General features: G+C 60.1%; 20 protein-coding genes and 5 pseudogenes. 6 read left to right on the top strand and 19 right to left on the bottom strand.

The window, feature by feature from the left end:
- Positions 1-25: 25 nt before the first annotated feature.
- Entirely contained in the window at positions 26-880 is an 855-nt protein-coding gene (locus CC94_RS0111910; protein WP_005370053.1) for a CvfB family protein, read from the top strand.
- A 493-nt stretch (positions 881-1,373) separates the two neighbouring features.
- On the opposite strand, the gene CC94_RS22375 is transcribed toward CC94_RS0111910, so the two are convergent.
- The 6 genes and pseudogenes from CC94_RS22375 to CC94_RS23760 all read right to left on the bottom strand — a co-directional run.
- On the bottom strand, positions 1,374-4,007 hold the full coding sequence (locus CC94_RS22375; protein WP_031431003.1) for a pre-peptidase C-terminal domain-containing protein: 2,634 nt from the start codon (positions 4,005-4,007) through the stop codon (positions 1,374-1,376).
- Entirely contained in the window at positions 3,980-4,831 is an 852-nt protein-coding gene (locus tag CC94_RS24320; protein WP_342666539.1) for a pre-peptidase C-terminal domain-containing protein, read from the bottom strand. Before CC94_RS24320 ends, CC94_RS22375 begins: the two co-directional genes overlap by 28 nt.
- Positions 4,832-4,870: 39 nt before the next feature.
- Positions 4,871-5,206 (bottom strand): annotated as a pseudogene (locus CC94_RS25265) (S8 family peptidase); the annotation flags it as partial.
- 176 nt (positions 5,207-5,382) lie between these two features.
- Entirely contained in the window at positions 5,383-6,339 is a 957-nt protein-coding gene (locus tag CC94_RS24750) for an IS5 family transposase (protein WP_031429660.1), read from the bottom strand.
- 219 nt (positions 6,340-6,558) lie between these two features.
- Positions 6,559-6,957 (bottom strand): annotated as a pseudogene (locus CC94_RS24745) (S8 family serine peptidase); the annotation flags it as partial.
- A gap of 493 nt (positions 6,958-7,450) precedes the next feature.
- Positions 7,451-7,546, bottom strand: a pseudogene (locus tag CC94_RS23760) (IS5/IS1182 family transposase); the annotation flags it as partial.
- Between the two features lie 166 nt (positions 7,547-7,712).
- Between CC94_RS23760 and CC94_RS0111890 the strand changes: the two are divergent.
- On the top strand, positions 7,713-8,135 hold the full coding sequence (locus CC94_RS0111890) for a helix-turn-helix domain-containing protein (RefSeq protein ID WP_005370045.1): 423 nt from the start codon (positions 7,713-7,715) through the stop codon (positions 8,133-8,135).
- A 134-nt stretch (positions 8,136-8,269) separates the two neighbouring features.
- On the opposite strand, the pseudogene CC94_RS25510 reads toward CC94_RS0111890, so the two are convergent.
- The 7 genes and pseudogenes from CC94_RS25510 to CC94_RS0111865 form a co-directional block, all read right to left on the bottom strand.
- Positions 8,270-8,443: pseudogene (locus CC94_RS25510) on the bottom strand (IS4 family transposase); the annotation flags it as partial.
- A gap of 81 nt (positions 8,444-8,524) precedes the next feature.
- Positions 8,525-8,909, bottom strand: a pseudogene (locus tag CC94_RS25260) (ABC transporter permease subunit); the annotation flags it as partial.
- Complete coding sequence (locus CC94_RS24305; RefSeq protein ID WP_213069551.1) at positions 8,900-9,082, bottom strand: hypothetical protein; 183 nt, start codon at positions 9,080-9,082, stop codon at positions 8,900-8,902. The gene CC94_RS24305 and the pseudogene CC94_RS25260, both read right to left, overlap by 10 nt.
- Positions 9,083-9,208: 126 nt before the next feature.
- On the bottom strand, positions 9,209-10,366 hold the full coding sequence (gene ssuD, locus CC94_RS0111880; RefSeq protein WP_036304426.1) for an FMNH2-dependent alkanesulfonate monooxygenase: 1,158 nt from the start codon (positions 10,364-10,366) through the stop codon (positions 9,209-9,211).
- A gap of 113 nt (positions 10,367-10,479) precedes the next feature.
- Entirely contained in the window at positions 10,480-11,454 is a 975-nt protein-coding gene (locus CC94_RS0111875; protein ID WP_036303954.1) for a sulfonate ABC transporter substrate-binding protein, read from the bottom strand.
- A 39-nt stretch (positions 11,455-11,493) separates the two neighbouring features.
- A complete protein-coding gene (locus CC94_RS0111870; RefSeq protein ID WP_031430995.1) occupies positions 11,494-11,805 on the bottom strand; it encodes a hypothetical protein in 312 nt (103 codons plus the stop codon).
- 46 nt (positions 11,806-11,851) lie between these two features.
- A complete protein-coding gene (locus CC94_RS0111865) occupies positions 11,852-12,634 on the bottom strand; it encodes a GntR family transcriptional regulator (protein ID WP_005370037.1) in 783 nt (260 codons plus the stop codon).
- Between the two features lie 401 nt (positions 12,635-13,035).
- On the opposite strand from CC94_RS0111865, the gene CC94_RS0111855 reads away from it, so the two are divergent.
- Positions 13,036-14,400 carry an MFS transporter gene (locus CC94_RS0111855; RefSeq protein ID WP_005370035.1) on the top strand — a complete coding sequence of 455 codons (1,365 nt, stop codon included), beginning with the start codon at positions 13,036-13,038 and terminating at the stop codon, positions 14,398-14,400.
- A gap of 53 nt (positions 14,401-14,453) precedes the next feature.
- Positions 14,454-15,482, top strand: coding sequence for a glycosyltransferase family 4 protein (locus tag CC94_RS0111850; RefSeq protein ID WP_031430990.1), 1,029 nt, complete (start codon positions 14,454-14,456; stop codon positions 15,480-15,482).
- A 61-nt stretch (positions 15,483-15,543) separates the two neighbouring features.
- Here CC94_RS0111850 and CC94_RS0111845 read toward each other — a convergent pair whose 3' ends face one another.
- Genes CC94_RS0111845 through CC94_RS0111825 form a run of 5 tightly spaced genes read right to left on the bottom strand, consistent with a single transcriptional unit; the run spans position 15,544 to position 22,553 of the window.
- Positions 15,544-16,668, bottom strand: a complete 1,125-nt coding sequence (locus CC94_RS0111845; protein WP_031430988.1) for an ABC transporter permease — start codon at positions 16,666-16,668, stop codon at positions 15,544-15,546.
- 2 nt (positions 16,669-16,670) lie between these two features.
- Complete coding sequence (gene rbbA, locus CC94_RS0111840; RefSeq protein ID WP_031430986.1) at positions 16,671-19,451, bottom strand: ribosome-associated ATPase/putative transporter RbbA; 2,781 nt, start codon at positions 19,449-19,451, stop codon at positions 16,671-16,673.
- Positions 19,448-20,518: an HlyD family secretion protein gene (locus CC94_RS0111835; RefSeq protein WP_031430984.1), complete on the bottom strand. Its 1,071-nt coding sequence runs from the start codon at positions 20,516-20,518 to the stop codon at positions 19,448-19,450. Before CC94_RS0111835 ends, rbbA begins: the two co-directional genes overlap by 4 nt.
- 21 nt (positions 20,519-20,539) lie before the next feature.
- On the bottom strand, positions 20,540-21,955 hold the full coding sequence (locus tag CC94_RS0111830) for an efflux transporter outer membrane subunit (protein WP_031430982.1): 1,416 nt from the start codon (positions 21,953-21,955) through the stop codon (positions 20,540-20,542).
- Positions 21,945-22,553 (bottom strand): TetR/AcrR family transcriptional regulator, encoded by a 609-nt coding sequence (locus tag CC94_RS0111825; RefSeq protein ID WP_005370024.1) that lies wholly within the window; start codon positions 22,551-22,553, stop codon positions 21,945-21,947. Before CC94_RS0111825 ends, CC94_RS0111830 begins: the two co-directional genes overlap by 11 nt.
- 86 nt (positions 22,554-22,639) lie before the next feature.
- On the opposite strand from CC94_RS0111825, the gene CC94_RS0111820 reads away from it, so the two are divergent.
- Positions 22,640-23,665, top strand: a complete 1,026-nt coding sequence (locus CC94_RS0111820) for an HlyD family secretion protein (protein WP_005370022.1) — start codon at positions 22,640-22,642, stop codon at positions 23,663-23,665.
- Positions 23,666-23,667: 2 nt separating this feature from the next.
- Entirely contained in the window at positions 23,668-25,257 is a 1,590-nt protein-coding gene (locus CC94_RS0111815) for a DHA2 family efflux MFS transporter permease subunit (RefSeq protein WP_005370020.1), read from the top strand.
- 88 nt (positions 25,258-25,345) lie between these two features.
- Here the strand turns inward: CC94_RS0111815 and CC94_RS0111810 are convergent, their stop codons facing one another.
- Positions 25,346-25,732: a hypothetical protein gene (locus tag CC94_RS0111810; protein ID WP_005370018.1), complete on the bottom strand. Its 387-nt coding sequence runs from the start codon at positions 25,730-25,732 to the stop codon at positions 25,346-25,348.
- Between the last annotated feature and the right edge of the window lie 147 nt (positions 25,733-25,879).

Raw genomic sequence — 25,879 nt, 5'->3', positions numbered from 1 at the left:
GCTCCATTCAACTATCTCCCATTCCATGATCAACATCGGCAAAACCAACTCACTCAAGGTCGTCAAAATTCAAGGCCCGAACATTTACCTCGGCCTGCCCGGCTCGCCGATGGTGCTGCTGGCGGACAAAAAGCCGTCCAAGGCCTGTCAGGTCGGCGACAGCGTTCCCGCTTTCGTGTATATCGACGGCGAAGGCCATCTGGCGGCGACCCTGCAAAAACCTTTGGCCGAAGTCGGCGACATCGCCTGGCTGAAAGTCGCCGCGGTCAATTATTACGGCGCGTTTCTGGACTGGGGCATCCCGAAGGACCTCCTGGTGCCGTTCAGCGAACAGATCGCCGAAATGAAGCCCGGCCGGTCTTATCTGGTCAAACTGTACGAAGACGTCAAAGGGCGGATTGCCGCAACGACCAAACTCGACCGTTTTCTATCGGATGAAGGACCGGAGTTCAAAGCCGGCCAGCAAGTCGCCCTGCTGATCGCGGACCCTACCGAACTGGGCGTCAAAGCGATCGTGGACAACACCCACTGGGGCATGCTGTATCAAAACGAGCTCTTCCGCCCGCTCCGCAAGGGCCAGAAGCTGACCGGCTACATCAAAAAAGTCCGCGACGACCACAAGCTCGACCTGACTCTGAACGAACCCGGCTACGGCAAGATCGATCCCTTGGCCGACCGGATCCTGGCAGAACTGGACAAACACGGCGGCGTCCTGGAACTTGGCGACAAAAGCCCGCCGGAAGCGATTTACGCGGCCTTCGGCACCAGCAAAAAAGCCTTCAAACAGGCGATCGGCGCGCTTTATAAACAGCAGCTGATCGTGATCGAAGACCATACGGTCCGGCGAACCGGACAACCGGCGGGCAGGGATTCAGTTTGAAATTGGACAATTATTAAGGGAAAAACGTCCGGCAAGGATAAAGACCGGCCCGAACGGGAAACCTGCTTCAAAGTAGTCCGGCAAGGCGATGCATGGGGCGTTTGGCGACTGGAGTGCTTGTAGGGCGTTTGTTCAAATACGGATTAAGAGCCAGCCTATATAAAATCCCCCCGGCCCCCTTTTTTTCAAAAAGGGAAAGCGGCATTCCTTTTTCAAAGGCGGGAATCGGCATTGTCGAAGGGGCGAGGGCAGGAGTCGCTTCAACAATAGCCCAAACGACGTCCCTTTTTGAAAAGAGAGCGATATGCTAGCGACATCCCCCCTTTGGAAAAAAGGGGGGATTTGCTCTGTAAGCCCCGCGGTACCGTGTGCAGCGATTTCAGATTGCCGCAATAACGGAGCGTGATCACCACCTAAACGTCGGGTAACGATAAAGCGGGCCCGACTACCAGGCTAGGGACAGGTTCTAAAACCCGCAGCGCTTTGAATCCGGTTATCTAATCGGGACGCGCAAGTCCGTGATAATCTCACCGCCCAACAACCCTTTGCCAAGCTTGCGGCCGCATCCTTTCTCTTTAATCGAATCGTTGGGAAAATTGTCGAAGTAAGGCGCGGCCACGCTGCGCGGACAGACATCGTCGTCGGGGTGCGCATCCGGGTTACCGTCGATCGCGTGGTGATCGACCCGCGCCGAATAGCGGTAATCGTCATGGCCCGGATTCTTTTTCGTGGTAGCGATGGGATCGTTCGTACAATCGAAGGTAACTTTATACCCGACCGTCAATTTCTGTTTCGGCCGCAAGCGTATCGGCAGGCGCTTCAGCAGCGGGGCCGTGATCAATTCGACCTGAGGAGATAGACACTCGCCCAGCGAATCCACGTGCAGATCGACCAATTCCGCTAGCATTGCCGCACCGGTGATTGTTTCGATGTGGCGACTGCGGTTTTGCAACGTCACCTTGACCGTCTTCGCGACGGCTGCGAACGGTTTCAGTTTGATTTTTGCCGGCGCCTTGATTTCGGTCACGGCAAAGTCATGATCCACGCTGCCGGGCACACGCTTTGGATTGACCGTAGTCATTTCGCTCGCCGCGTTGTTCGCCATGTTCGGGTCCGGCGTCGCGCTGGCGATGTTGACTTGGTTGGTCAGCGAACCCGCCGACTTTGGCGTCACGGTCAAGCGCCAAGTATGGCTTGCGCCGGCGGCCAAATCTTGCAGCGGGCAGTTCAACACCGAATTGCTGAATGTACAGGTGCCGCAATTCGTGCAGCGCACGCCCGCCACGCCGGTTGGCACGGTATCGGTCAGCACCAAACCGGTCGCGATCGAGGTGCCGAGATTATTTATGGTCACCGTGTAGACCAGGTCGCTGTCGACCGTCGCCGGGTCGGGGTTGTCGCTTTGGCTGACTACCAAGTCTGCCTGCGTGGCCGGCGCCAGATTGAAGGTGGCAACCACAGCCTTGGCAGCGGTCATCGTCAAGCTGCAGGTAGAGGTCCCCGAACAGGCGCCACCCCAGCCGGCGAAGGTGCTACCGGCGGCCGGATCGGCCATCAGGATCACGGTGGAACCGGCGCTATAATTTTCCTCGCAGTCGGTCCCGCAGGCGATCCCTGCCGGGGTACTGGTCACCGTGCCGATGCCGTTGCCGGTCTTTCCGACAGTGAGGGGATAGGTTGTGACTGGCGGAGTGCTCGTGTGCTCGGCCCACAGTGCGAGTCCGGAATAGCTCTCGTAACCGTGCACCAGGATGTAGTAGCGGCCCGCCGCAGGATTAGTCCCCTCGCACTCTTCGTCGTTGCCGAGCACGTATGGACGGCAATCGAACTCGGTCAGGGTGGGCGCGGAGCCGAAGCGAACGTACAAATCCGCGTCGCCCGTGCCGTCCGCCATCTCAATCTTCAAACCGGTCGCCCCGGCCGGCACATCGATATAGAAATGCCGTTCGGAACCCGCCGCTCCGTCGAGATTACCCCGCAGCTCGCCGTTGTTCAAGGGCTCGGAACCCGGCGGTGGTGCGACGCCCCGGTATTCGGCCTTGAGAGAGACGCCGGCGTAGGCACTGTCGCCGCGCACCATGATATAGTAGCGGCCCGCCGCAGGATTGGTCCCCTCGCACACCTCGTTGTTGCCGAATTTGAATGGACGGCAGTCGAACTCGGTCAAGGTGGGAGCGGAGCCGAGGCGAAAGTACAAGTCCGCGTCGCCCGTGCCGCCCGCCATCTCAATCTTCAAACCGGTCGCCCCGGCCGGCACATCGATATAGAAATGCCGTTCGGAACCCGCCGTTCCGTCGAGATTGCTCCGCAGCTCGCCGTTGCTCAAGGGCTCGGGACCCGGCGGTAGTACGACGCCCCGGTATTCGGCCTTGAGAGAGACGCCGGCGTAGGCACTGTCGCCGCGCACCATGATGTAATAGCGGCCCGTCGGAGGATTAGTCCCCTCGCACTCCTCATCGTTGCCGAGCACGTATGGACGGCAATCGAACTCGGCCAGGGTGGGCGCGGAGCTAAAGCGAACGTACAGGTCCGCGTCGCCCGTGCCGCCCGCCATCTCAATCTTCAAACCGGTCGCCCCGGCTGGCACATCAATATAGAAATGCCGTTCGGAACCCGCCGTTCCATTGAGATTGCTCCGCAACTCGCCGTTGTTCAACGGTTCGGGGGCACCCGGCGTCGATTCCAGGTACTCGGCCTTGATGGAGATGCCCGAATAATCCCTGTAACCATACACCAGGATGTAATGGCGGCCCTCCGAAGGGTTGCTCACCAGGCATTCCTCGTTGCTGTCTGCCTTCTCGGAACCGCAACCGTAGGCGCTCCTGGCCGGTGGACTGTCAAAGCGCAAGTACAGATCCGCGTCTCCCGCTCCTCCCGAAAGAGTGACGGTCAGCCGTGTCGCCCCGGCCGGAACATCGATGTAATAGCGCCGCTCAGAACCGGCGGCCCCCGACAGACCGGTCACCACCTGGCCGTTTGCCAAGCCCTGCGCGGTGGATGAGGAGGTCGTCACAGTGACGATGTTGGAATTTCCGCTGTTGCCGTTGGCGTTGTAGGCCCGCACCCGGTAATAATAGGTCGTGCCCGCCGTCAGCCCGCTCACCGAGCGGCTGGTATTGGTTCCCACGTCCAAAAGCCGCTATCCCTGGCCACATCCAAGCGGTAGCCGTCGGCTGTGGCAGCCGCGCTCCAATTGGCGGTAAAGCCGTTGGCGGAGAGATTGCCGGCGACATTAGCCGTCGGCGCGGGGGGCACGGCGATGGAGGTTTCGGCGACATAGCTGGCGGTCAGGGTGACACCGGAATAGGCCGTGTAGCCCTGCAGCATGATGTAGTAACGGCCGGCCCGGGGGCTGGCGACCAGGCATTCTTCATCGGGGCCGGGGGGCAGGTAGGGGCGGCAGTCGTAGGCGCTGGTGGCGGGCGGGTCGTTGCGCCGAAGGTAGAGGTCCGCGTCCCCGGTGCCGCCTGACATCCGCACCCGCAAGGTGCTCGCGCCGCTGGGCACATCGATGAAAAAATGGCTTTCCGAGCCGGCGGTTCCGGAGAGTCCGCCGACCACCTGGCCGTTGCTCAAAGGTTGAGGACCGGCAGCGGCTGCGGTAGTCGCGGAGACCGTGTTCGAGTTTCCACTGGTTCCGGCGGCCCCGTAGGCGCGCACCCGGTAGTAGTAGGCCGCGCTCGCGCTCAGGCCGCCGACGGCGCGGCTGGTGGCGTTGCCTACATCCAGGTTCTGATACCCGGCGACGTAGCTGGTGAAGCCGCTATTCGGGGATACGTCCAAACGATAGCCGTCGGCGCCATTCACCGGCGTCCAGTTAGCCGTGAAAGCAGAGGCCGTCAGGTTGGTGGACGGCAATGCGGTGGGAGTACCCAAGCTCGGAGCGCCGCCCACCCCCAGGGCTCCCGCCACGTCGATGCGGGGTTTGGTGATTCCATTACGATAATCCATGACCGGCTGGCCGGTGGAAGCCAGCGCATTCAGGGCAGCGGCGACGGAAAGACCGGGGGTCTTCTGTTTCAACAAGGCCCAGGCGCCGGCCACATGGGGAGCCGCCATGGAAGTCCCGTTGAAATTCGCAAACCCGTCGCCGAGTATGGAAGACCGGATATTTTCGCCGGGTGCGAGCAGGTTGAGGAACCCGGCTGAGTTGGAAAATTGGGATACTTGGTCGTTCTTGTTGGTGCTGCCCACGCTGACAGCCGTGGAGATACAACCCGGCGCGCCCATGCTGTCCGTGTAGGATGCGTTTCCCGAAGAAATCACCGTGGCGATGCCCACCGAACGCAGGTTGTCGATGATCGTCTTGACACTAGAATTCTGGGCGTCGCAAGAGGCTTGGTTAAGGAAACTCTGATTAAGTAGCTTTTATCGCTAGAACCGGTCAATCGGCGTGGGCGGCTGGCCGAAAAATCGTCCGATTTTCGACGAGAAGCGGCCTATGAGAGGCCGTTTTCGTCCTTCGCCCCCGGGGTTTCCAGGACGCAGGACGGACGTCTCCTCTAGGCCGGCATCAACGCCTGCCGGATGTGGTAAAGATTACCGAGGGCAAACAGCAAGTAGAGTTGCTGCGCGTTCTTGAAAAGTCCCCGGTAGCGCACTTTGGTATAACCGAATTGGCGCTTGACGATCCGGAACGGGTGTTCGACCGCGGACCGCAGCGAAGCCAACATGCGGTTGCAAAGGGCTTGCTCCGCCGGCAACTCTTCGCCCTTCCGGCGCTTGAACGGAAAAGCCCAGACTGGCTCGCCTTCCTGACGTTCCGCCGCCAGATTGCGATCCTTGCGCGTATAGGCCCGGTCGCCCAGCACGACCTGTTCATCGCCGTGCAGCAACGCATCGGTCATCACCCCGTCCGCCACTTTCGCAGTAGTGATCTCGACGGTGTGCACCAGCCCCGATGCGGCATCGACCCCAATGTGCGCTTTCATGCCAAAGTGATAGTTGTTGCCTTTCTTGGTGGAACTCATCTCGCCATCCCGTTTGCGATCGCGGTTCTTGGTCGAGGGCGGGGCGGCAATCAAGGTGGCATCCACGATCGTCCCTTGCCGCAGCAACAAGCCTTTGTCGGCTAACAATGCCGCCGTTTCATCGAACAGCGTTTGTGCCAACTGATGGCGTTCCAACAGGCGCCGAAACTTGAGGATCGTCGTCTCATCCGGCATCGCCTCTTCACCGGCATCGAGCCCGGCAAATTCGCGCAACAAGGGCATGTCGTGCAAGGCCTCCTCCATCGCCGGATCAGAATAGCCGAACCACTGCTGCATCAGGTGGATACGCAACATCGTCGCCAAAGCAAAGGGACGCCGGCCTCGGCCCGCCATCGGATAGTGCGGCGCAATCCGACGCGTCCACAACGCCCACGGTACCACCTGTTCCATCTCCTGGAGGAATTGTTGGCGTCGGGTCTGCTTCGGCTTCTTCACGAACAGCGGGGCACTGAGTCCGAGTTGTTTCATCTGCGGCGTCCTCTCGATAAGGGTGGCTGCGGATATTTTATCGCAGCAACAGAACTTATTCAGAGTTTCCTTAAGGTATTGCCCGCCTCCAAGGCTCATGTTCACTGCAGCGATGTTGTAACTGGACCGAAGCGCGAAGACCCGTTCGAGTCCTTGCAAGATATCACCCCAGGTTGCCGTCGTGCATGGCGCAGGCTTCTCGCCGCAAGCATCTTGTGTGGTGACTTTAGAGAAGACCTGCACCGCAATGATTCGGGCGTCCGGAGCCACGCCCGAGAAACTACTCCCGCGGCCCGCCACGATGCCCGCCACATGGGTACCGTGATCGCAATTCGTGGCACCAGTACAATTGACCCCGGAGCCGACGGCGGTGGAAGCGGCGACGCCGCCCGGACACACGGACACCACAGCCTGTGGAGCGGAAGTGGTCGAATAACAGGCTTCCGAAACCACTTTGCCGGCCAGGAAGGGATGATTCTTGTCGACCCCGGTGTCCAGGACGGCGACGGTCTGTCCCTGCCCCGTATACCCGGCGTTCCAGGCCTCGGTGCCGCCAATCAGGGGAACGCTGTCCGCCAGGGTGGGAAAGGCGAGGCGGTCTTCTTCAATGCTGGTCACGTCATAATCATGGGCCAACTGCGCCAACTCATCCGAGTCGACCTCCACGGCAAGAAAGGGGATGGTCTTGAACCGCTTGATGCTGCCTTTTCTCTGAAGGGGCGTTGCGGCCAGCACTGCCGATTGCGCGTCGGCGATCTCCTTCTTCTGCAATTGGGCCTGGGCGGGGCTGAGCTTTCCTTCCGGCGCGAAGGCGGCCCGCACGCCAACGATGACCCGCACCGTTCCCCGGTTCTGGGCCGTGGTCTGAAGATACTGCAAAGACTCGACAACGGCCGGGTCGCCGCTGGCGCTCACCGAGACGGCGTCGGCGACCCCGAGAAAGCCGCGCTCCGCGTCCGCGGCCCATGCCGACGGAAAGCATGCCAGTAGAAGGAGCAGTAAGTACGAAGCGGCAAGGTTGTTGCCGGTCCCCAAAAGCCTAAGCACCGTTTTTTTCCCGATTCTTTATGGAAGCGCTGAACTATCCTGGATCTTCATCCCGAAGTATCATCCATTGATTACCTTTCTTAGTTTGGTGCATCTGGAAATCACGCACCTGCGCCTCGTTCTTGGTCGAGCGGGGCGTATGAATTATCGTCGCACTTACACTCTGCGGGTATCCACCCTACCCGGCTTGAAAAATCAATGCTTCGCCGAAAACAAGAACGGCAAATACAGGGTTAGGTGCTTTTTTTAAAGTGTTGTCAATTCTAAGTCCTCACAAAAGCTGTTACAATCAAGCCAGACAGGTATTTTATCGGTAGGAGCGACTTATGTCGGTAAATGACAAAATAAGATTAATGCGGGAAGCTAAAGAGTTAACCCAAGAACAGGTAGCGGAAAAGCTAGAAATGTCTAAAAACGGCTATGGTGATATTGAGCGGGGCGACTCCGACATAAAATTATCGAAACTCGCAAAACTGGCTGAAATTTTTGAAGTGCAGTTGCCTGAATTAGTGGATCTCAGTGAAAAAGGGGCATTGAATGTAAACTTTGCTTGTAAGCAAAATAATAAGCACCTTCAAAGTAAAGTTTATATTGGCTCATCCAATGCCGAATTAGACAAGCAGCAATTGATTATTGAACTAAAAGACAAAGAACTTGCTCTCCTGCAACGTGAAATTGAAAACCTAAAAATCCAAATTGCCCAGTTGCAAAAAATCAATGCGCTGTTAGAGAAAGATCAGGGCCATTAGGATCATAGGGTCGTAGAACCGCATCAATTGCGAACGATGCGGTTCGAAATCAATCGAGTCTGACCCGAATGGCACTTACTTAACCACCTAAACGTCTTCAATAAATCCAGTTTCTTACCCTAATCTCTCTCATTTCATTTAATCTTTTTCGGATGCTTTTGTTTTTTTATATCCTCCCTGGCTTCATGTCTTGGTTTTGTCAGTAGCGGATAAGGTTTGGGTCGTCGTTTGATGGCTCGAGGTTCGATTCGTCCGGGTCGATGGCCAACCGACTGTGCAGCCACCCACAGCAGAAGGCTAGAGCATTTAAATCCCGGATGCCATTGCAAAATGCGGCGTTCCAGAAAATGCACCGAGGTATCGGCCAGTTTGCCCAGCAAGGCGTAGATCAGAATCGCCAATACCACGACGTCGGTCTGCATGAATTCCCTGGCGTTCATGGCCATCTGGCCGATGCCGGAGGTGGTGGCAATGGTTTCGGCGACGATCAGCGTCAGCCACATCAAGCCCAGCGAATACCGCAGCCCCACCAATATGGAAGGCAAGGCGCCGGGGAAAATGATCTGGCTGAACAATTGAGGGCGTCAAACCGTACACCCGGCCCATTTCGATCAGTTGCGGATCGGTGGTTTTGATGCCGTGATAGGTGTTGGCGTAGATTGGGAAAAACACCCCCAACGTTACCAGAAACACTTTGCCGGCTTCGCCGATCCCGAACCAGATGATGACCAGCGGAATCAACGCCAGATGCGGCACGTTTCTGATCATTTGCACCGTGGTGTCCAGAAACCGTTCAGCGGTCCGGAACAGGCCGTTGAACAGGCCCAGAAAAAGCCGATGCTGCCGCCGGCCAGCAAGCCCCAGCCGGCGCGTTCGGCGCTGGCGGCGATGTTGTCCGCCAGTGCGCCCGAAAGCGTCAAATCGATCGCGGCGCGGACGATATCCATCGGCGCCGGCAGGATTTGCGACGACAGCCAACCGTTTTCGGCAGCGATAACCAGCGGCGATCAACAAAGCCGGCAACAACCAGCCCGATAGCCCTGCAAGCCAGTGAGACAAAGAAACGCCGGTTTTCACGATACCGCCGCCAATGGGGTTGCCACATCGACATGGCCGGTATCGCCGACCGGACTCATGTAAATCACGGCGTTGTCGTTGTCTTTTTTGCTGTCGACCGGCAACAGCGGAAACAGCAATTCGGCGACGCGATAGGCTTCTTCGAGATGCGGGTAGCCGGACAACACAAAATTGTCGATGCCCAACTCGGCGTATTCCCGAAGCCTTGCCGCCACGGTTTCCGGCGAACCGACCAGCGCCGTGCCGGCGCCACCGCGCACCAGGCCGACGCCGGCCCACAGGTTGGGCGATACTTCCAAGGCTTCGCGGCTTCTCGACGCGCCCCATCGGGTCAGTTCCGCCATCCTGCGTTGACCCACGGAATCGGAGCGTTTGAAGGCTTGCTGGGCTTTGGCGATCGCTTCATCGTCGATGTATTGGATCAAATCGTCGGCGGCGGCCCAGGCTTCTTCGTCGGTTTCCCGGACGATGATATGCAGGCGCAAACCGAATTTCAGGATTCTGCCTTTGTTCTCCGCGCGTCGGCGGACATCGGCGATCTTTTCCGCCACTTGCGCCGGCGGCTCGCCCCAGCTCAGATAGGCATCCATTTCGCCGGCGGCAAATTCGTGCGCGGCGTCCGACGAGCCGCCGAAATACAAAGGCGGATGCGGCTTTTGCACCGGCGGAAACAGCAGTTTTCCGCCTTCGACCCGCGTGTGCCGGCCTTCGAAGTCCACGGTTCTGCCAGCCAGCAGTTCCCGCCAGATGTGCAGAAATTCCTCGGCATATTGGTAACGGTCGTCATGGGATTGGAATATGCCGTCACCGGCCAATTCAGCGGAATCGCCGCCGACCACCACGTTCAACAACAAGCGGCCGCCGGAAAATCGATCCAGGGTCGAGGTCATGCGCGCCGCGCCCGCCGGCGTCAGCACGCCCGGACGCAGCGCGACCAGGAATTTCAGACGTTGGGTCAGCGCGACCAGCGAGGAAGCGACGATCCAGGCGTCTTCGCAGGTGCGGCCGGTCGGAATCAGCACGCCTTCGTAACCCAGTTCGTCGACCGCGCGGGCTATTTGCGTCAAATACGGGTGGTCCGCCGGACGCGCCTGTTTGCTGGCGCCTAAATAACGCCCATCGCCTTGGGTGGGTAAAAACCAGAAAATTTTCATGATACTTTTGCTCCTAATCGGAAGGGTTGTTTCGGCTTTCCTGCGGGCATAAGCCTTGATCGTCTTTTTGAAACGCCGGCATTCAAGCGCATGCATGCCGGACTATAGGGCGGTTATTTGTCCTTGGACTGCCACACCGCATCCTCGACTTCGATGACCTTGGGCAATAGCTTGATATCCAGCAAGGTATCGGCAATTTTTTGTTGGGCGGCAACGACTTCCGCTGTCAGATGCGCGGATCCGTAGCTGCTGCGGCGCAGGGCTTTTTCGAGAATGTTGGCGTCGACGCCGACATGAACGGCCAGTTTTTCGGCGGCTTCGGCGGGATTATTCTTGACCCAGGCATCGGTTTTGCGCACTGCCTCAAGCACGATTTCGATCAATTCGGGGTATTTTTCGACGAATTCACGCCTTGAGGTATAGAACGCATGGTTGTTGACGATGCCTGTGCCGTCGGTCAACGTCCGCGTAGCCAATTGCACTTCGGCGGCGGCATAAAAGTAATCCCAAATCGACCAGGCGGCGACATCACCGCGTTCGAGCGCGGCCCTGGCATCGGCCGGCGCCAGATAAGCCACCTCGATGTCGTTCAGCGTCAAACCGGCCTTCGCCAACGCTTGAATCAGGAAATAGTGCGCGTTCGAGCCTTTGGCGGTCGCGATTTTTTTACCTTTTAAATCAACGACGCTTTTGATCTCGGAATCCGCTTTCACAACCAAACCTTCGCCCTGCGGCGAGGCCGGTTCGTTGGCGACGTAAACCAGAGGAGAACCTTTGGCGGCCTGGGCGAACACCGGCGGCGTTTCGCCGGTGACGGCAAAATCCAGCTTGTTGGCGTTCAAGGCTTCCAGCATCGGCGGGCCGAACTGAAACTCCGCCCATTTGACGCTGACACCTTTGTCTTGCAGGCGTTTTTCCAGCTCGCCGGTCGATTTGAGAATGATCAGCGGACCGTATTTTTGATAGCCGAGAGTGATTTCCTTCGGCCAGGCTTCGCCGTCGGCAAAGGCGTTATCGTTCATGAAGGCCACCAAAATAACGGTCATTTGCAGCAAACGATTCAATGTCGGAAAAGATTTTTTAGTCATACATGGCTCCCCATGAGTTATATAGCCAAAATCGCTACGCTATTGTTCGCCGTCATTGCCGTAGGCCGCCAGCCATTCCTTGTTGTAAACCGCGACGTAGCCGCCGCCGTAATCCCTGTTGGCAAAATTCTGCCATGGGGCCGAAACGATACCGCCACTGGTTTTGATAGGACAGCTTGGCGAATTTGGCGTCTTGCTAGCTTTGGCTTCTGCCGGCAAATCCCGAGAGGCCCGGTATTCTTCATTCGCGGCAAGGCGCCCTCTGTTCGTCAATAACCGTCCCGATGCCAGGTAATATTCCCGATAAAAGTCATCGGTAAAAGGTTCGATCCCAGTTTTAGCATGCAACATGCAGCATTCCCTATAAAAAGGGTCGGTAAATGATTCGGTCGTCCATTCAGCGCGCAATCCGCAAACGAAACTGAAAGTTATCCGCCCGGCAATAAAGATATTCGAAAGTCAAAGGCTGCCCGTCCCGGCTATGGGTAAGGCGCTCCACGCGCAATATCGGAGTGCCTTTGGCTATTTGCAGCAATTCGGCAATTTCGCTATCGGCCAGTATGGCGTCGATCGCCAAATCGGCGAAACCGAGCGCAATGCCGTATTGATTTTCGAAAATCAGAAAAAAATCGCGGCCTGGCAAATCCTCCTTGGCCAGCCGTTCGCCCAATGTTGCGCTCATGTAACTGACGTCGTAGGAAACCGGTTCGCGATTCAAATAACGAACGCGCTTCAATTCGGCGATACGTTCGGGCTCCGCCAGATCGAGCCGCTGCCTTGGCTCGTCCGAGTCGGCCGTGCCGTTGCCGGCGGCAAAATCAAGCCCGACCACACGGTTGTACACTTCATAACCCTGCCTGGACATCGCCTCGGCAAAACCCTGCAAGCGCGCCAAGTCTTGAAAAGGTTTGGGCTTGGAAACGAACATGCCTTTGCCGGCAATCTTGAACAGCAAACCTTCTTTCTCCAACTCCCCCAATGCCTGGCGCACGGTGATCCGGCTAACGCCATAACGTTTGATCAAGTCGCTCTCCGACGGTAAGCGTTGATGCGGCTGGTAAGTGCCGTTGACGATCATGGTACGGAGTTCATCCCGGATACGGGCATACAATGGGCCCGGTGTCGGGTGAGAAAAATTCGAAGTGGATGTCACAAGTGTTGTCACGATATAACTCGTCATTACAGGCTAATACTGCAATAACTAATCAAACTCCGTGCCAATCTGTTTTTTAACCGGGTTTTTATTGAAATGTCATTTATTTTCATAGGCTTGAAAATTCAATCCCTATCCGATAGACCAACCCAAGCCTCTGAAATATTTTTATGCTGCTGGTTTATCAGCAGTTTTTGTTGATTGCCTGTTGGTTAGTCAGCAGGCCGTGTGACAGGTATTGGCTGGTAAAGATAGAAAAGAATCTGGCTGATTTCTTACCCACTGAGGAAGCGGGTTTTATTGTTTAAATTTCAAAGTCAGTGAACCGCCGCACGCCGGCAGGCAAAGCGAGGTGTCCGGTTTAACGGAACTATGTTAGGCTGGGCGGATTCGAGCAAACGCTTGCACCCCACAAGAGGAGCGACGCCTTGACGAGCCCCGACCGCACCGATCCGGCCGCCGCCGAGCCTTTGTCCCGACGGACAATGATGCTGTACGCCTTGCCGCATCTGACCGATGCGGTGATGACCCTGCCGATGGCGTTGTTCATCCCGGCCTTTTATGCCGGCGAAATGGGGCTGCCTTTGGCCGGCGTCGGCGCGATGATCTCCGTTTCGCGCATCTTCGACGTGCTGACCGATCCCGTGATCGGAACGATCAGCGACCGCTGGCACAGCCGCTGGGGCCGGCGCAAGCCCTGGCTGGCGGTCGGCACGCCGGTCATCATGATCGCCACCTGGATGCTGTTCGTTCCGCTGCAAAACGCCTCGCTGCTCTACCTGATGGTCTGGGCGAGCCTGCTGTCGATCGGCTATTCGATCTTCGACCTGCCTTACAAGGCCTGGGGGGCCGAACTGTCGACCGGCTACCGGGAGCGTTCCCGGATCGCCGCCTGGCGCGAAGGCTTCGGCGCCACCGGCCAATGTCTGTTTCTCGCCGTGCTGGCCGCGATGGGGCTGGCGGGACATCAAGGCGGCAGCGGCGAAATGCGCGCCATCGCGCTGATGGTGATCCTGTCTCTGCCGCCCTTGGTCGCGGTCACGCTCTGGCGGGTGCCGGAACCGCCGTCCGAAAAATTGACCGGGGAAATTTTGATCGGCTGGCCAGCGCTGCTTTCCGTGTGCAAAAACAGGGCATTTCTCCGCACCGCGATCGCGATCGTACTGTTCGGGGCCGGCCTGATGATCCAGGCAAGCCTGCATAAACTGGTATTGAAACACGTGATCGGCCGGCCCGAACTGTTCGCGCCGCTGATTCTCGGCGAAACGGTCGCCTCGCTGGCCGCGATGCCGCTGTGGCTGCGGCTTTCGGACCGGATCGGCAAGCACCGGGCGGTCACTCTCGCGGCGCTCTGGGTCGGACTCTGGAGCCTGCCCTTTCCCTGGGTCGGCGCCGGCGACATCGCATTCTACGGCACCCTGATCATGCTGCGCGGCAGCAGTTTCGCAGCCATTTTCTTCCTGTCCAATTCGATCGCCGCCGACGTGATCGATCAGGACACGCTGGACACCGGCAAGCAACGCACCGGCCTGTTTTTCGCGCTCTGGGGCATGGCGATCAAGCTGGCCGTGGCGCTCGGCGTGATGATGGGCACCGGCTTTCCGGCCTTATTCGGTTTCACCCCGAATGCCGCAAGCCACAGCCCGGCGTCGATCTCGGCGCTAATGCACATCTACGGCTGGCTGCCCGCCTTGATCATGCTGCTCGCTTTCCCGCTGCTCTGGAATTTCCCGATCGACGAGGTCCGCCACCGGGAACTGCGCGCCCAGATCGAGGCCAGGCGGAATTCCTAACCCGACGGGTGAGTCATGCCCTCCATCGCCGTCAAGATAAAGGAGCTGCCGCTTTGAGAATCGCCCTGATCACCGACGCCTGGCATCCGCAAATCAACGGCGTCGTCACCACGCTGACCCAGACGATGGAAGTGTTGCGCCGGCTCGGGCACACGGTCGAACTGTGCGCCCCGGACCGCTTCTACACCTGGCCCTGCCCCGGCTATCCGAACGTCGGCCTGGCGTTTTTGTGCGGCCCGCGCCTGCGCCCCACCCTCCAGGCATTCAAGCCGGACGCGATCCATCTGGCTTCCGAAGGCTGCGTCGGTTTCGCCGCGCGGCGTTATTGCCGCGAGATGGGCTACCACTACACGACCTCCTTCCACACCCGCTTTCCCGAATATTTCAAGATGCGCATCGGCCTGCCGCTGTGGATCGGCTACGGCTACATGCGCTGGTTTCACAGCGAAAGCGCGCGCGTGATGGTCACCACCGAATCGATGCGGCGCACCCTGGCCGACAAAGGCTTCGAACGAATGGTCCTCTGGTCGCGCGGCGTCGACACCGACCTCTACCGGCCGCGCGAAAAAAACTTTCTTCAGGAAAAACGCCCGATCTTCGCCTATATCGGACGCGTCGTGGTCGAGAAAAACATCGAGGATTTTTTGAAGCTGGATCTGCCCGGCACCCAGTATGTGATCGGCGACGGCCCCCAGCGGCCGGAACTCGAACGGAAATACCCGGAAGCCCGCTTCGTCGGCTTCCAGACCGGCGAGATGCTGGCGCAATATGCAGCCGCCGCGGATGTGATGGTGTTTCCGAGCCGCACCGATACCTTCGGCCTGGTGATTCTCGAAGCCCTGGCCGCCGGCGTGCCGGTCGCGGCCTTCCCCGCCCCCGGCCCGATCGACATCATCGGCAAAGCCCCGGTCGGCGTACTCGGCGCCGATCTGCGGCAGGCCGCGTTGGACGCGCTGAAACTGAATCCGGCCGACTGCCGGCGCCATGCGCTGAATTATTCCTGGGAACAAAGCGCGCGCCAGTTCCTCGGCCATTTGACGCCGATGATCCGGGGTCCTCGCGAGACTTATTTCAAAACCTGAATCCGGAGCGATCCGCCGCTCTACGGATTGCCATCCGGCCTGCAAACGATCGAACCGGATTTCAGCCCATCGAACCGATGGTCTTCCGGAAACGGCTCAGCGCCAGTACAAAGAAAACGCCGCCGATTCCGAGCAAGGCGAGAAACTGCGGCCAGACGGTCTCCACCCCCGCTCCCCGATAGAGAATCGCCTGCGCCAGCGCCACGAAATGCGTCGTCGGGGCGGCGAGCATCAAATTCCGCACCGCTTCCGGCATGCTCTCGCGCGGCGTCATGCCGCCGGACAACATCTGCAGCGGCAGCAGCACGATGATCATCAATAGCCCCATCTGCGGCATCGACCGCGCCACCGTGCCGAGAAAAATCCCCATCGAGGTGGCCGCGAACAGATGCAGCGCCATGCCCGCCACGAACAGCCCGATCGAGCCCTCGATCGGGACTTTCAGGATGCCCTGCACGACGAAGACGACCGAAGCGGTCGCCGCTACGGCCACGACCAGTCCCATCGACCACACCTTCGCCATCATGATTTCGAAAGGGGTCAGCGGCATCACCAGCAAATGCTCGATGGTGCCGTGCTCGCGTTCGCGGATCAGCGCCGCGCCGGTCAGGATGATCAACAGCATCGTGACGCCGTTGATCACTTCCATGACCGAGCCGAACCACATCGGCTCCAGGTTCGGGTTGAAGCGGGCGCGGATCTCGAGTTCGGCCGGAAACACGAACGGCGCACGATGCCCCTGCAGAAAGGCGGCCACCTCGCCGTTCACGATGTTCTGGATGTAATTGTTGCCGATGAAGGCCTGCGACATGCGCGTGGCATCGACATTGACCTGGATCGCGGGCGCCCGCCCGGCCAACATGTCGCGCTGAAAGTCGGGAGGAATGTCGAGCACGAAAGTGTACAAGCCGATATCCAGCCCCGGATCGGCGGCGTACGGATCGATGACCGCCGGCGTCTGGAAATAAGGCGGATAAAAGGCATTCCCGATCCGGTACGACAAGGGCGAACGGTCTTCGTCGACGACCGCGATCGGTGCCTTGTGCAGAGCACCCGGCAAGCCGGTCGCGGTCAGATAGACCTGGCCGGTAAACGCGAAGGCGATCAGGACCAGCATCAGCCTGTCGCGGGCGAGGCTGCGCAGTTCCTTGACGCCGAGATGGAAAATGTTGAGCAGCGTCTGCACCGTCAACGCTCCTGCTTGTTCAGCAGCATCACGCTCAAGCCGACGATCACCGGAATCGACAACACGATCGGCACCAGCGACGGCGCCAGCTCGGCGAAGCCCAGCGCTTTCGAGAACGTGCCGCGGCTGATCGTCAGGAAATGGGTGGTCGGGAAGATCTCGCCGACGAAGCGCGCGCCGCCCTCCAGCGAGCCGATCGGATCGATCATCCCCGAAAAACGCGAGGCGGGGATAATCGTGGCGAGGGCCGTCGCGAAGATCGCCGCGATCTGGCTGCGCGTGAACGCCGAGATCAACAGGCCCAGGCCGGTCGCGGCGGTCACGTAGAGCAGCGCGGCGACGGTCAGCAGCAGGAAATTGCCTTTGTGCGGGACACCGAACACAAAGACGGCGAATGCGCACAGTAGAAAGAAGTTGACCATCGCCAGCGCGATGTAGGGCATCTGCTTGCCGAGCAAAAATTCAAGCTTGGTCACCGGCGTCACGTACAGGTTCAGGATCGAGCCGAGCTCTTTTTCGCGTACGACGCTGAGCGCACTGAGCATCGCCGGGATCAGCATCAACAGCATCGGAATCACCGCCGGCACGATCGCGGGCAGGCTCTTCACGTCCGGATTGTAGCGATAGCGCGTCTCGATCCTGATCGGCTCCGGCGGAACTTTGTCGGTTGCCCGACGGCGGGCCTGCTCCGCCAGCCAGACCTGATGCATCGCCTGAACATAGCCGATCACATTCTCGGCGCGGCTCGGCATCGAGCCGTCGATCCAGGCGCCGATCCTGACGTTACCGCCGCGCTCCAGGTCGCGCGCGAAATTCGGCGGAATCTCCAGCGCCAGGCTCAGCTCGCCGCTGCGCATGCGCCGGTCGAGTTCGTCGTAATCGGCGATCGGCGGCCGTTCGATGAAATAGCGAGAGCCGCCGAGATCGAGCGCGTAATTGTTGCTGAGCAGGGTCCGGTCGCGGTCGAGCACCGCGAAACGCAAATTCTCGACGTCCATGCTGATCCCGTAGCCCATCACGAACATCAACAGCAGCGTGCCGAAGAGCGAAATCGAACTGCGCAACGGATCGCGGCGCAACTCCAGCGTTTCGCGCCGGGTATAGCTGAACAGGCGCATCAGGCTGAAGCGTCCATCCTTCAGCCTTGGCCCTCCCTCCCCTGCCGGGAGAGGGTCGGGGCGAGGCGGAGCGAGAGAGACATTCCCATCGCCAGGAACGTCCGCCGGCTCGTCACCGGTCCCGACCGCTTTCTTCAGATAATCGATAAACGCCGCTTCCAGGGTCGGCTGTCCGCTCTGCTCGACCAGAGCCGAAGGCCTGCCGCTGGCGAGCACCTTGCCCGCGTGCATCAGCGATATCCGGTCGCAACGCTCGGCCTCGTTCATGAAATGGGTGGAAATAAAGAGGGTGACGCGGTCCCGGCGCGAAAGGTCGGCCATCAGCTCCCAGAAACTGTCGCGCGCGACCGGATCGACGCCGGAGGTCGGCTCGTCGAGGATCAACAGATCGGGCTTATGGATCACCGCGACCGCCAGCGACAGGCGCTGGCGAATGCCCAAAGGCAACGCATCGGGCAGCGCCTCCATCGCCGGACCGAGCAGGAAGCGCTCGGCCATCGCCTCGACGCGCCCCGGAATCTCGGCCGCAGGCAAATGGAACAGCTTCGCGTGCAGTTCCAGGTTCTGGCGCACGGTCAGTTCCGAATACAGCGAAAAGGCTTGCGACATGTAGCCGACGCGCTTGCGCGTGGCCAGATTGCCGGCGTCGAGGACTTGCCCGAACAGCCGCGCTTCGCCCTCGCTCGGCGGCAACAGCCCGGTCAGCATTTTCATCGTGGTCGACTTGCCGCAGCCGTTGGAGCCGAGAAAGCCGAAGATCTCGCCCCGTTCGATGCGCAGGCTGACGCGGTCGACCGCCACGAAATCGCCGAAGCGCATGGTCAGGCCGCGCGCCTCGATCGCGATTTCGGGCTCGCCGCAAAGCGCGCGCGGCGGAATCGCCATGCCCTTGTGTCCCAGGCGTTTCGCTTCGGGCAGCAGCCGGATGAACGCCGTTTCCAGCGTTTCGGCATCCGTGCGGGTCCTGAGCTCTTCCGGCGCGCCGGTAGCGAGCACCTTCCCCGCATCCATCGCGACCAGCCAGTCGAAGCGTTCGGCCTCGTCCATATAGGCGGTCGAGACGAGTACGCTCATCCCTTCGCGGCGCGCCCGCAGCCGCTCGATCAGCTCCCAGAACTGGGCTCTCGACAAGGGATCGACGCCGGTGGTCGGCTCGTCCAGCACCAGGAGGTCGGGATCGTGAATCAGCGCGCAGCAAAGCCCGAGCTTTTGTTTCATGCCGCCCGACAGTTTTCCGGCCGGACGGTCGCGGAACGGCCCGAGGCCGGTGCTGTCGAGCAGCTCGGCGATGCGCCGGCGGCGCGTGGCCGGCGCGTGCCCGAACAGGCGCCCGAAAAAATCGACGTTTTCGTAAACCGATAATGTCAGGTAGAGATTCTTGCCCAGTCCCTGCGGCATGTAGGCGATGCGGGGACAGACCGCGCGGCGGTGCGCCGCCTCGCCGATATCGCCGCCCAAAACTTCGATGCGGCCCTGCTGCATTTTGCGGGCGCCGGTCAACAGCGACATCAGGCTGGACTTGCCGACGCCGTCGGGACCGATCAGGCCGATCATCCGGGCTCCGGGAATCTCCAGGCTCAAATCATCCAAAGCGAGATGCCTGCCGTAACGCAGGCTGACGTTCCGCACCCGGACCACCGGCTCTGCGGGCGTCCGAGCAGTCATCGCGGCAGCCTGACGGCGAGCTCGGGCGGCCACTCGGCGGCGGGATCGATCTTGACGTAGGCCATCCCGGGCAGACCGGTCTTGACCTGTTCGAGGTGCCTTTTCAGCAGCTCGGGATCGATCGCCGCGCGGACCCGGAACATCAGCTTCAGCCGTTCGACCTCGGTCTCGACGGACTTCGGGGTAAACTGGGCGACGCTGGCGACGAAACTGGCCCTGGCCGGAATCACATAATTCGGTGCCGCGTCGAGCACGAGGCGAATATCGCTGCCCAGCGCGACCCTGCCGGCGGCTTCGGTAGGCAAAAAGAAAGTCATGTAAACGTCCGACAGATCCACCATGTTCAACACCCGGCCGCCGGCGTTCAGCACTTCGCCGGGCTCGGCGACCCGGTATTGGACTCGGCCGTCGCGCGGAGCCCTCAGGTCGCGGTCGTCGATATCGGCCTTCAGGCGCACGACGGTCGCCCTGGCGGCCTCGATCACCGATTGCGACTCCACCACCTGCGACTTCGCTGCCTCGATCCCGGCCTGCGCGGCGGCAACCTGGGCTTCGGCGGCCCGCACGGCCGCCTCCGCGCCCAACATCCGGGCGCGGTTGTCGTCGACTTCCTGCTGCGGCGTCGCGCCTTCGCCGACGAGCCGCTGCGAACGCTTCAGGCGTTTGCGCGCGGCCTCCAGTTCGGCCTGGCGCTGGGCGACGACCGCCTGCGCGGCGCGGCGTTCGCTCTCGCGTTGAACGACGAGCGATTTCGCGCTCAGATAGGCGTTTTCGGCCTGCCGAACCTGGGCTTCCGCTTCGGCCTTTTGAGCCAGCAGCACATCCGTATCCATCCGGGCAAGCAGTTTCCCTGCCTTCACGAAGTCGCCTTCGCGCGCCAGGATTTCGACGACGCGTCCGGGCGTCTTGGTCGCGATGTCGATCTCGGTCGCTTCGATCCGGCCGTTGCCCGAAACGATGCCCGCGGGCAACCCGGCCGGCCGCAACAGCCGCCAGGCAACCGCCGCGGCCAACAGGGCGGCAGCGGCGAAAATCCAGGTCAATGTCGATTTTGTCTGTATCCTCATGAGCCGCTCCGCCAACAGGGATTATGCCGATTGCGCGCCCGCGCCGCCGCCCAGCGCTTTATACAACGCAATCAAATGGGTCGCGGCTTCCGCTTCGGAACGGGCCAGCTCGATTTCGGCCGCATAGAGCGCGCGCTGCGCGTCCAGCACGTCCAGAAACGAGATGACGCCTTCCTGATAACGCAGGTTCGACAGGCGCACCGATTCTTTCAAGTCCGCCACCGAGCGCGCGAGCGTCCGGCGGCGGATCTCTTCTTTCAGGTAGCGGCTCGTCGCGGTTTCGGTTTCCTGAAGCGCTTCGAGCACCGCCTTTTCGTAGGCCAGACAGGCTTCCTTCTGCTTCGCATCGGCCAGGTCGATCCCGGCGCGGATGCGGCCGAAGTTCAGCAGGGGCTGCAGCAGATTGGCCGCGGTGCCGTAGGAAAACGCCGCCGACCTGAACAGTTGTTCGATGTCGGTATTGCGAAACCCCAAAAAGGCCGACAGCGAAATTTTCGGAAACAGCTCCGCGATCGCCGCGCCCTGCATCGCGGTCGCGGCCGCGAGGCGGCGTTCGGCGGCGCGGAGATCCGGACGACGGCGCAGCGTTTCCGCCGGAGCAGCCAGAATCCCGAGCGGCGCGGCCGACGGTACTTTGCCTTCCGGGTTCAGTGGGCCGTCCAGCGCCCCGGGCCGCTGTCCCGCCAGCACTTCGAGCCGGCGCAAGGCCGATACCCGCTGCGCTTCCAGGGCCGGAATCTGCGCTTCGGTCTGAGCCGTCTGCGCCCTCGCCCGCACGACGTCGTGCTTGGTGCCGACGCCTTCGGCATCGAGCCGTTCGGTCAGCCCCAGCGTGCGCCGCTGCGATTCGAGGTTCGAGCGCGTGATTTTGAGCTGGTTCTGAACGCTGCGGAATTCGACATACGTGCGCGCAATTTCGGAGGTCAGCGCGACCTGCGCCTGGCGGTAAAGATCCTCCGCGCCTTCCAGGTCGGCGGTGGCGGCTTCGAGGAGCCGCCGCTGCCGGCCGAACAGGTCGATTTCCCACAGCGCGTCGAAGCCGAGTTCGAACAGGTTGAAGCGGATGCCGGGCGCGAATCCCGGAAACGGATTCTCGTTGCGCTGCGCGCCCGCCGCGATGTCGACCTTCGGAAACAGTTCCGCACGCGTTCCCCGGCGTTCGGCGCGCGCCTGCTCGATACGGGACAGCGCGATTTTGACGTCGAGGTTTCCGGCCAGCGCCTGATCCATCAACCGGTCCAGTTCCGCATCGCCGAAACTTTGCCACCAGCGTTTCAGCGCCTCCGCATCGATCATCCTGGCGCCCGCTTCGAGCGGCATCGCTTCGGCGGCCAGCCAACGGTCGGGGACGCTCGGCGCGGCTTCTTCATAATCGGGCCCGACCGCGCACCCGGCCATTCCGGCAGTCAGCAAACACCACGCAAGGCTAGGCTTCATACCCATGTCCTTTCAAAAAAAATGCCACGGCGGCGCTGATCATAGAGTCTCTTTCGACTTGGTTCAACCCGTCCCGAAGGCCGAGCAGGCAGCGAAAATGTTCATCGCCCTTCAACATGCTCAAAAACAGCCGGCTCGAACCGTCGACGTCGGGAATCTTCAGCGCGCCGCGGGCAGTCAGTTCGGCCAGGTAGGCGGCCAATTGCTTCAGAACCGGCTCGGGCCCCGAGCGGTAGACCAGGAGCCCCAGGTCCGGAAAATGCTGCTGCTCGGAAATGATCAGCCGGTACAACTGCAGCGACTCGGGCGCATAGATCAAGTCGACGAAAGCGCGGGCGATCGCTTTGAGTCCTTCTTCCGGATTCCGGTTGCCGCCCAGCGAGCGGACAAGCGTCCCGAGCAGGGCTTCGCACTGTTCGGCGATCACCGCCGCGAACAGGTCCTGTTTGCCCCGGAAATGACTGTACAGGGTCGGCTTCGAAACCGGTGCGGCTTCGGCGATCGCTTCCATGCTGGCGCCGCTGTAGCCGTGCGCGAGGAAAACCTGCCGGGCGGCGGCAAGAATGCTCTGTCGTTTGGATTTGGGAGCGTGAGTCATGATGATAGCCAAGAAAAACTGATTGCTTAGAGATCGATTTCGCGATTAAAATAAACTAAACCGTTCAGTTTAGCAATTGTTTATTTATGCGCGCACCGTTTTACAAAACCCCACCGTTCTCGATCGGCATGCTGCTGCTTTTCGCCTCGGCCGGCGCTTTTTATTGGCTCCGGGCCGTCCATCCGTTCGAAAGCACCGACAATGCCTACCTGAAATCGCACATGAGCCTGATCAGCCCGAAAGAGACCGGCTATGTGAAGGAAGTGCTGTTCGAAGACAACCAGACGGTAAAACGCGGCGACCTGCTGGTCGTGATCGACGACCACGATTTCCGGGCCAGAGTCGCTCAGGCCGAAGCGCAGGTTTTGCTGGAAAAGGCCAGCGCCGCAACGCTGGAAACGGACAAACGGGCCCAGCAAGCGATGATTCTGGAAGAACGCGCCAACATCGCCGCGGCCGAAGCCAACGTCGAAAAAGCGGCCAAAGATCTGAAGCGTTTTAGCAATCTGGCCAAAGAAGGCGCCGTTTCCGCGCAAAGCCGCGATGCGGCCGAGTCGGCCCATAAACAGGCCCGGGCCGAGCGCGACAAATTCGTTTCGGCCAGACAAGGCGCGGAAAGCCGGTTGTCTTCGCTGGACGCTCGTCTGAGCGAAAGCCGGGCCCGGCTGAAAGCGGCGGAAGCCGCACTGGAGCTGGCCCGGATCGATCTGGCCAATACCCGGATCGCGGCGCCGTTCGACGGCGTGGTCGGCAACCGCAGCGTGCAGGTCGGGCAACTGGTGCAGCCGGGCAGCGCGCTGGCTTATCTGGTTCCGGGCGACGGACTGTTCGTCGAAGCCAACTTCAAGGAGACGCAAATCGGCCTGATGCAAGCCGGACAGACGGCGACGATCTCGGTCGATGCGCTGTCCGATCGACTTTTCGAAGGCACCGTGGACAGTTTCGCGCCGGCGTCCGGCTCCGAATTCAGCCTGTTGCCACCCGAAAACGCGACCGGCAATTTTACCAAAATCGTGCGCCGGGTGCCGGTCAAAATCCGTTTCGGACAGAATGCGGACCTGAACAGACTTCGGCCGGGGCTGTCCGCCGTCGTTCAGGTTCGCGTCCGCTGATCATGGCGGCCGTACTCGAAGCCGCTCCGGCGCCGGAAATCCGGAAGAGCCCCGGCGGCGTCAGTTCCGAACAATGGCTCGGCTTCACCGGGATGGTGTTCGGCATTTTCATGGCAGTGCTGGACATCCAGATCGTCGCGAGTTCGCTCGAACAAATCCAGGCCGGCCTGTCCGCGACGCGCGAAGAGATCACCTGGGTGCAGACCGCCTACCTAGTGGCGGAGGTGGTGGTCATTCCGCTGTCCGGCTGGCTCGGCCGGGCGCTGTCGACCCGCTATCTGTTTGCCTTGGCCTGCGGCGGCTTCACCCTGATGAGCCTGTGCTGCGCGCTGGCCTGGAACCTGCCGTCGATGGTCGTCTTCCGGGCCTTCCAGGGCCTGTTCGGCGGCGCGATGATCCCGTCGGTGTTCGCGATGATCTACACACTGTTTCCTCCCCGCCTGCAGCCGGTGATGGGCATCGTGGTCGGGATGGTCGTCACCGTGGCTCCGACCGCGGGACCGGTGCTGGGCGGCTATCTGACCGAAGTGGTGTCCTGGAAAGCGCTGTTCCTGATCAACCTGCTGCCCGGCCTATTGGTAACATTGTCGACGTGGCTGTTCCTGAAGGTCGACGATCCTGACTGGACATTGCTGAACAAGATCGATTTTCTCGGGATTCTGTATATCGTGATATTTCTCGGCAGCGTCCAGTTCGTTCTGGAAGAAGGCGTCAAGGAGGAATGGTTCGAGAGCCGGGAAATCGTATTTTTTACCGTGGCGGCGCTCGCCTCGGGAATCGCGATGTTTTACCGCGAACTGACGATCGCCCATCCGATCGTCGACCTGTGGGCCTTTCGGAACCGCAACTTCGCGGTCGGCTGCATCTTCAGCTTCATCCTCGGCTGCGGGCTCTATACGATCATCTATCTGATGCCGGTCTATCTGGCCAGCGTCAAGGGCTTGAACAGCCTGCAGATCGGCCGGTACGTGATGGTGACCGGCCTGTTCCAGTTCATCTCGGCATTCGCGGCCGGCGCACTGGTGAAAGTCCTCGATTCGCGGTTGATGCTGGCTTTGGGGCTCTTGCTCTTCGGCCTTGGCTGCTGGCTGAACGGCAATCTGACGCACGAAGCCGGCTACTGGGAATTTTTCTGGCCGCAGGCATTGCGCGGCTTTGCGATGATGTTCTGTTTTCTGCCGATCAACACGCTGGCGCTCGGCACATTGCCTCAGGAAGAAGTCAAGAACGCGAGCGGGCTTTACAACCTGATGCGCAACCTGGGCGGCGCGATCGGCCTTGCGGTCGCGAATACGCTGATGATCCAGCTGAACAAGGGGAATTACGCGGCATTGCGCGAGCACGTCACGGCGGCATCGCCCGAGGCCCGGGCCTTGCTTGGCGGTTTGACCCAGCGCCTGTCCGGCGGCGCCCTGCCGAATGCCGAATTAGCCGCGCTGAAGCAGCTTTACGGGCTGGCGATGCGGGAAGCCGAAGTCCTGACGATGAATACGATGTTTCATACGCTGGCATTGGTATTCTTTATCGCGCTTCTGCTGATGCCCTGGGTCGGCAAGGTTTCCGCCGACGGCGGAGCAGCGGGAGGACACTAAAGGGAGGGCTTTCGAGGAAAGAATGGGAAAAAGCAAAAGGCAAAAGTATCGGGAAGCACGATGCCCCCCGATAAGTTTCAAGCTAAAATTACAGCAATTCTTTCAGCGCGTTGAAAGCTTGCAGTCCCTGTCTCAAATGCTGCTCGGCTTCCGGAATATTACCGGCTTTAGCTGCGTTGCGGGCAGCTTTCAAGTGATTGTTGGCGCGAGAACGGGCGATATCCACTTTGTCGTTCGCATTGATTTCTTTGCTCATATCCAGCGCGTCCTTGGCCTGGCTGGCAACGGTTTCGGCATCTGCGCCGGTTGTCGCCGACGCGAGTGCGACTTCGATTCTCTTAATAGTCAGATCAATCGCCTCGGTTGGCGCATAAACGATTCTGCCATCGGAAGCTTCCGCCATTGCAGAGGTTGAGAAAACACCCATGGAAGCGCCGACCAGAGCAGCAAGTGCGATTTTTTTCAAAATTTTCATATTTATAGAGTCCTCTGTTTCTTTTTGTTATTTGATTTTTTCAAATCAGTAACGGTCATGGAACGGTAATAAAAGTACCGGCGCGAATTTTACCACAATTTATAATTTTTTTAGCAAGCCCTCGCTCAAGTTGGCCGGCACCGCAGA

The sequence above is a fragment of the Methylomicrobium agile genome, from assembly GCF_000733855.1.
Classification (GTDB): Bacteria; Pseudomonadota; Gammaproteobacteria; order Methylococcales; family Methylomonadaceae; genus Methylomicrobium; species Methylomicrobium agile.
The sequence above is the reverse complement of the archived record's forward strand: the minus strand, read 5'-3'. Positions and strand labels throughout refer to the sequence as shown.

Coding starts and splice junctions, on each gene's coding strand:
- CC94_RS0111870 (WP_031430995.1), bottom strand. CDS start 11,805: ATGTTGCATGCTAAAACTGGGATCGAACCTTTTACCGATGACTTTTAT.
- CC94_RS0111810 (WP_005370018.1), bottom strand. CDS start 25,732: ATGAAAATTTTGAAAAAAATCGCACTTGCTGCTCTGGTCGGCGCTTCC.
- CC94_RS24750 (WP_031429660.1), bottom strand. CDS start 6,339: ATGAAACAACTCGGACTCAGTGCCCCGCTGTTCGTGAAGAAGCCGAAG.
- CC94_RS0111820 (WP_005370022.1), top strand. CDS start 22,640: ATGCGCGCACCGTTTTACAAAACCCCACCGTTCTCGATCGGCATGCTG.
- CC94_RS0111865 (WP_005370037.1), bottom strand. CDS start 12,634: ATGACGAGTTATATCGTGACAACACTTGTGACATCCACTTCGAATTTT.
- CC94_RS0111815 (WP_005370020.1), top strand. CDS start 23,668: ATGGCGGCCGTACTCGAAGCCGCTCCGGCGCCGGAAATCCGGAAGAGC.
- CC94_RS0111835 (WP_031430984.1), bottom strand. CDS start 20,518: ATGAGGATACAGACAAAATCGACATTGACCTGGATTTTCGCCGCTGCC.
- CC94_RS0111890 (WP_005370045.1), top strand. CDS start 7,713: ATGTCGGTAAATGACAAAATAAGATTAATGCGGGAAGCTAAAGAGTTA.
- CC94_RS24305 (WP_213069551.1), bottom strand. CDS start 9,082: ATGGATATCGTCCGCGCCGCGATCGATTTGACGCTTTCGGGCGCACTG.
- rbbA (WP_031430986.1), bottom strand. CDS start 19,451: ATGACTGCTCGGACGCCCGCAGAGCCGGTGGTCCGGGTGCGGAACGTC.
- ssuD (WP_036304426.1), bottom strand. CDS start 10,366: ATGAAAATTTTCTGGTTTTTACCCACCCAAGGCGATGGGCGTTATTTA.
- CC94_RS0111825 (WP_005370024.1), bottom strand. CDS start 22,553: ATGACTCACGCTCCCAAATCCAAACGACAGAGCATTCTTGCCGCCGCC.
- CC94_RS0111830 (WP_031430982.1), bottom strand. CDS start 21,955: ATGAAGCCTAGCCTTGCGTGGTGTTTGCTGACTGCCGGAATGGCCGGG.
- CC94_RS0111910 (WP_005370053.1), top strand. CDS start 26: ATGATCAACATCGGCAAAACCAACTCACTCAAGGTCGTCAAAATTCAA.
- CC94_RS24320 (WP_342666539.1), bottom strand. CDS start 4,831: ATGGATTATCGTAATGGAATCACCAAACCCCGCATCGACGTGGCGGGA.
- CC94_RS0111875 (WP_036303954.1), bottom strand. CDS start 11,454: ATGACTAAAAAATCTTTTCCGACATTGAATCGTTTGCTGCAAATGACC.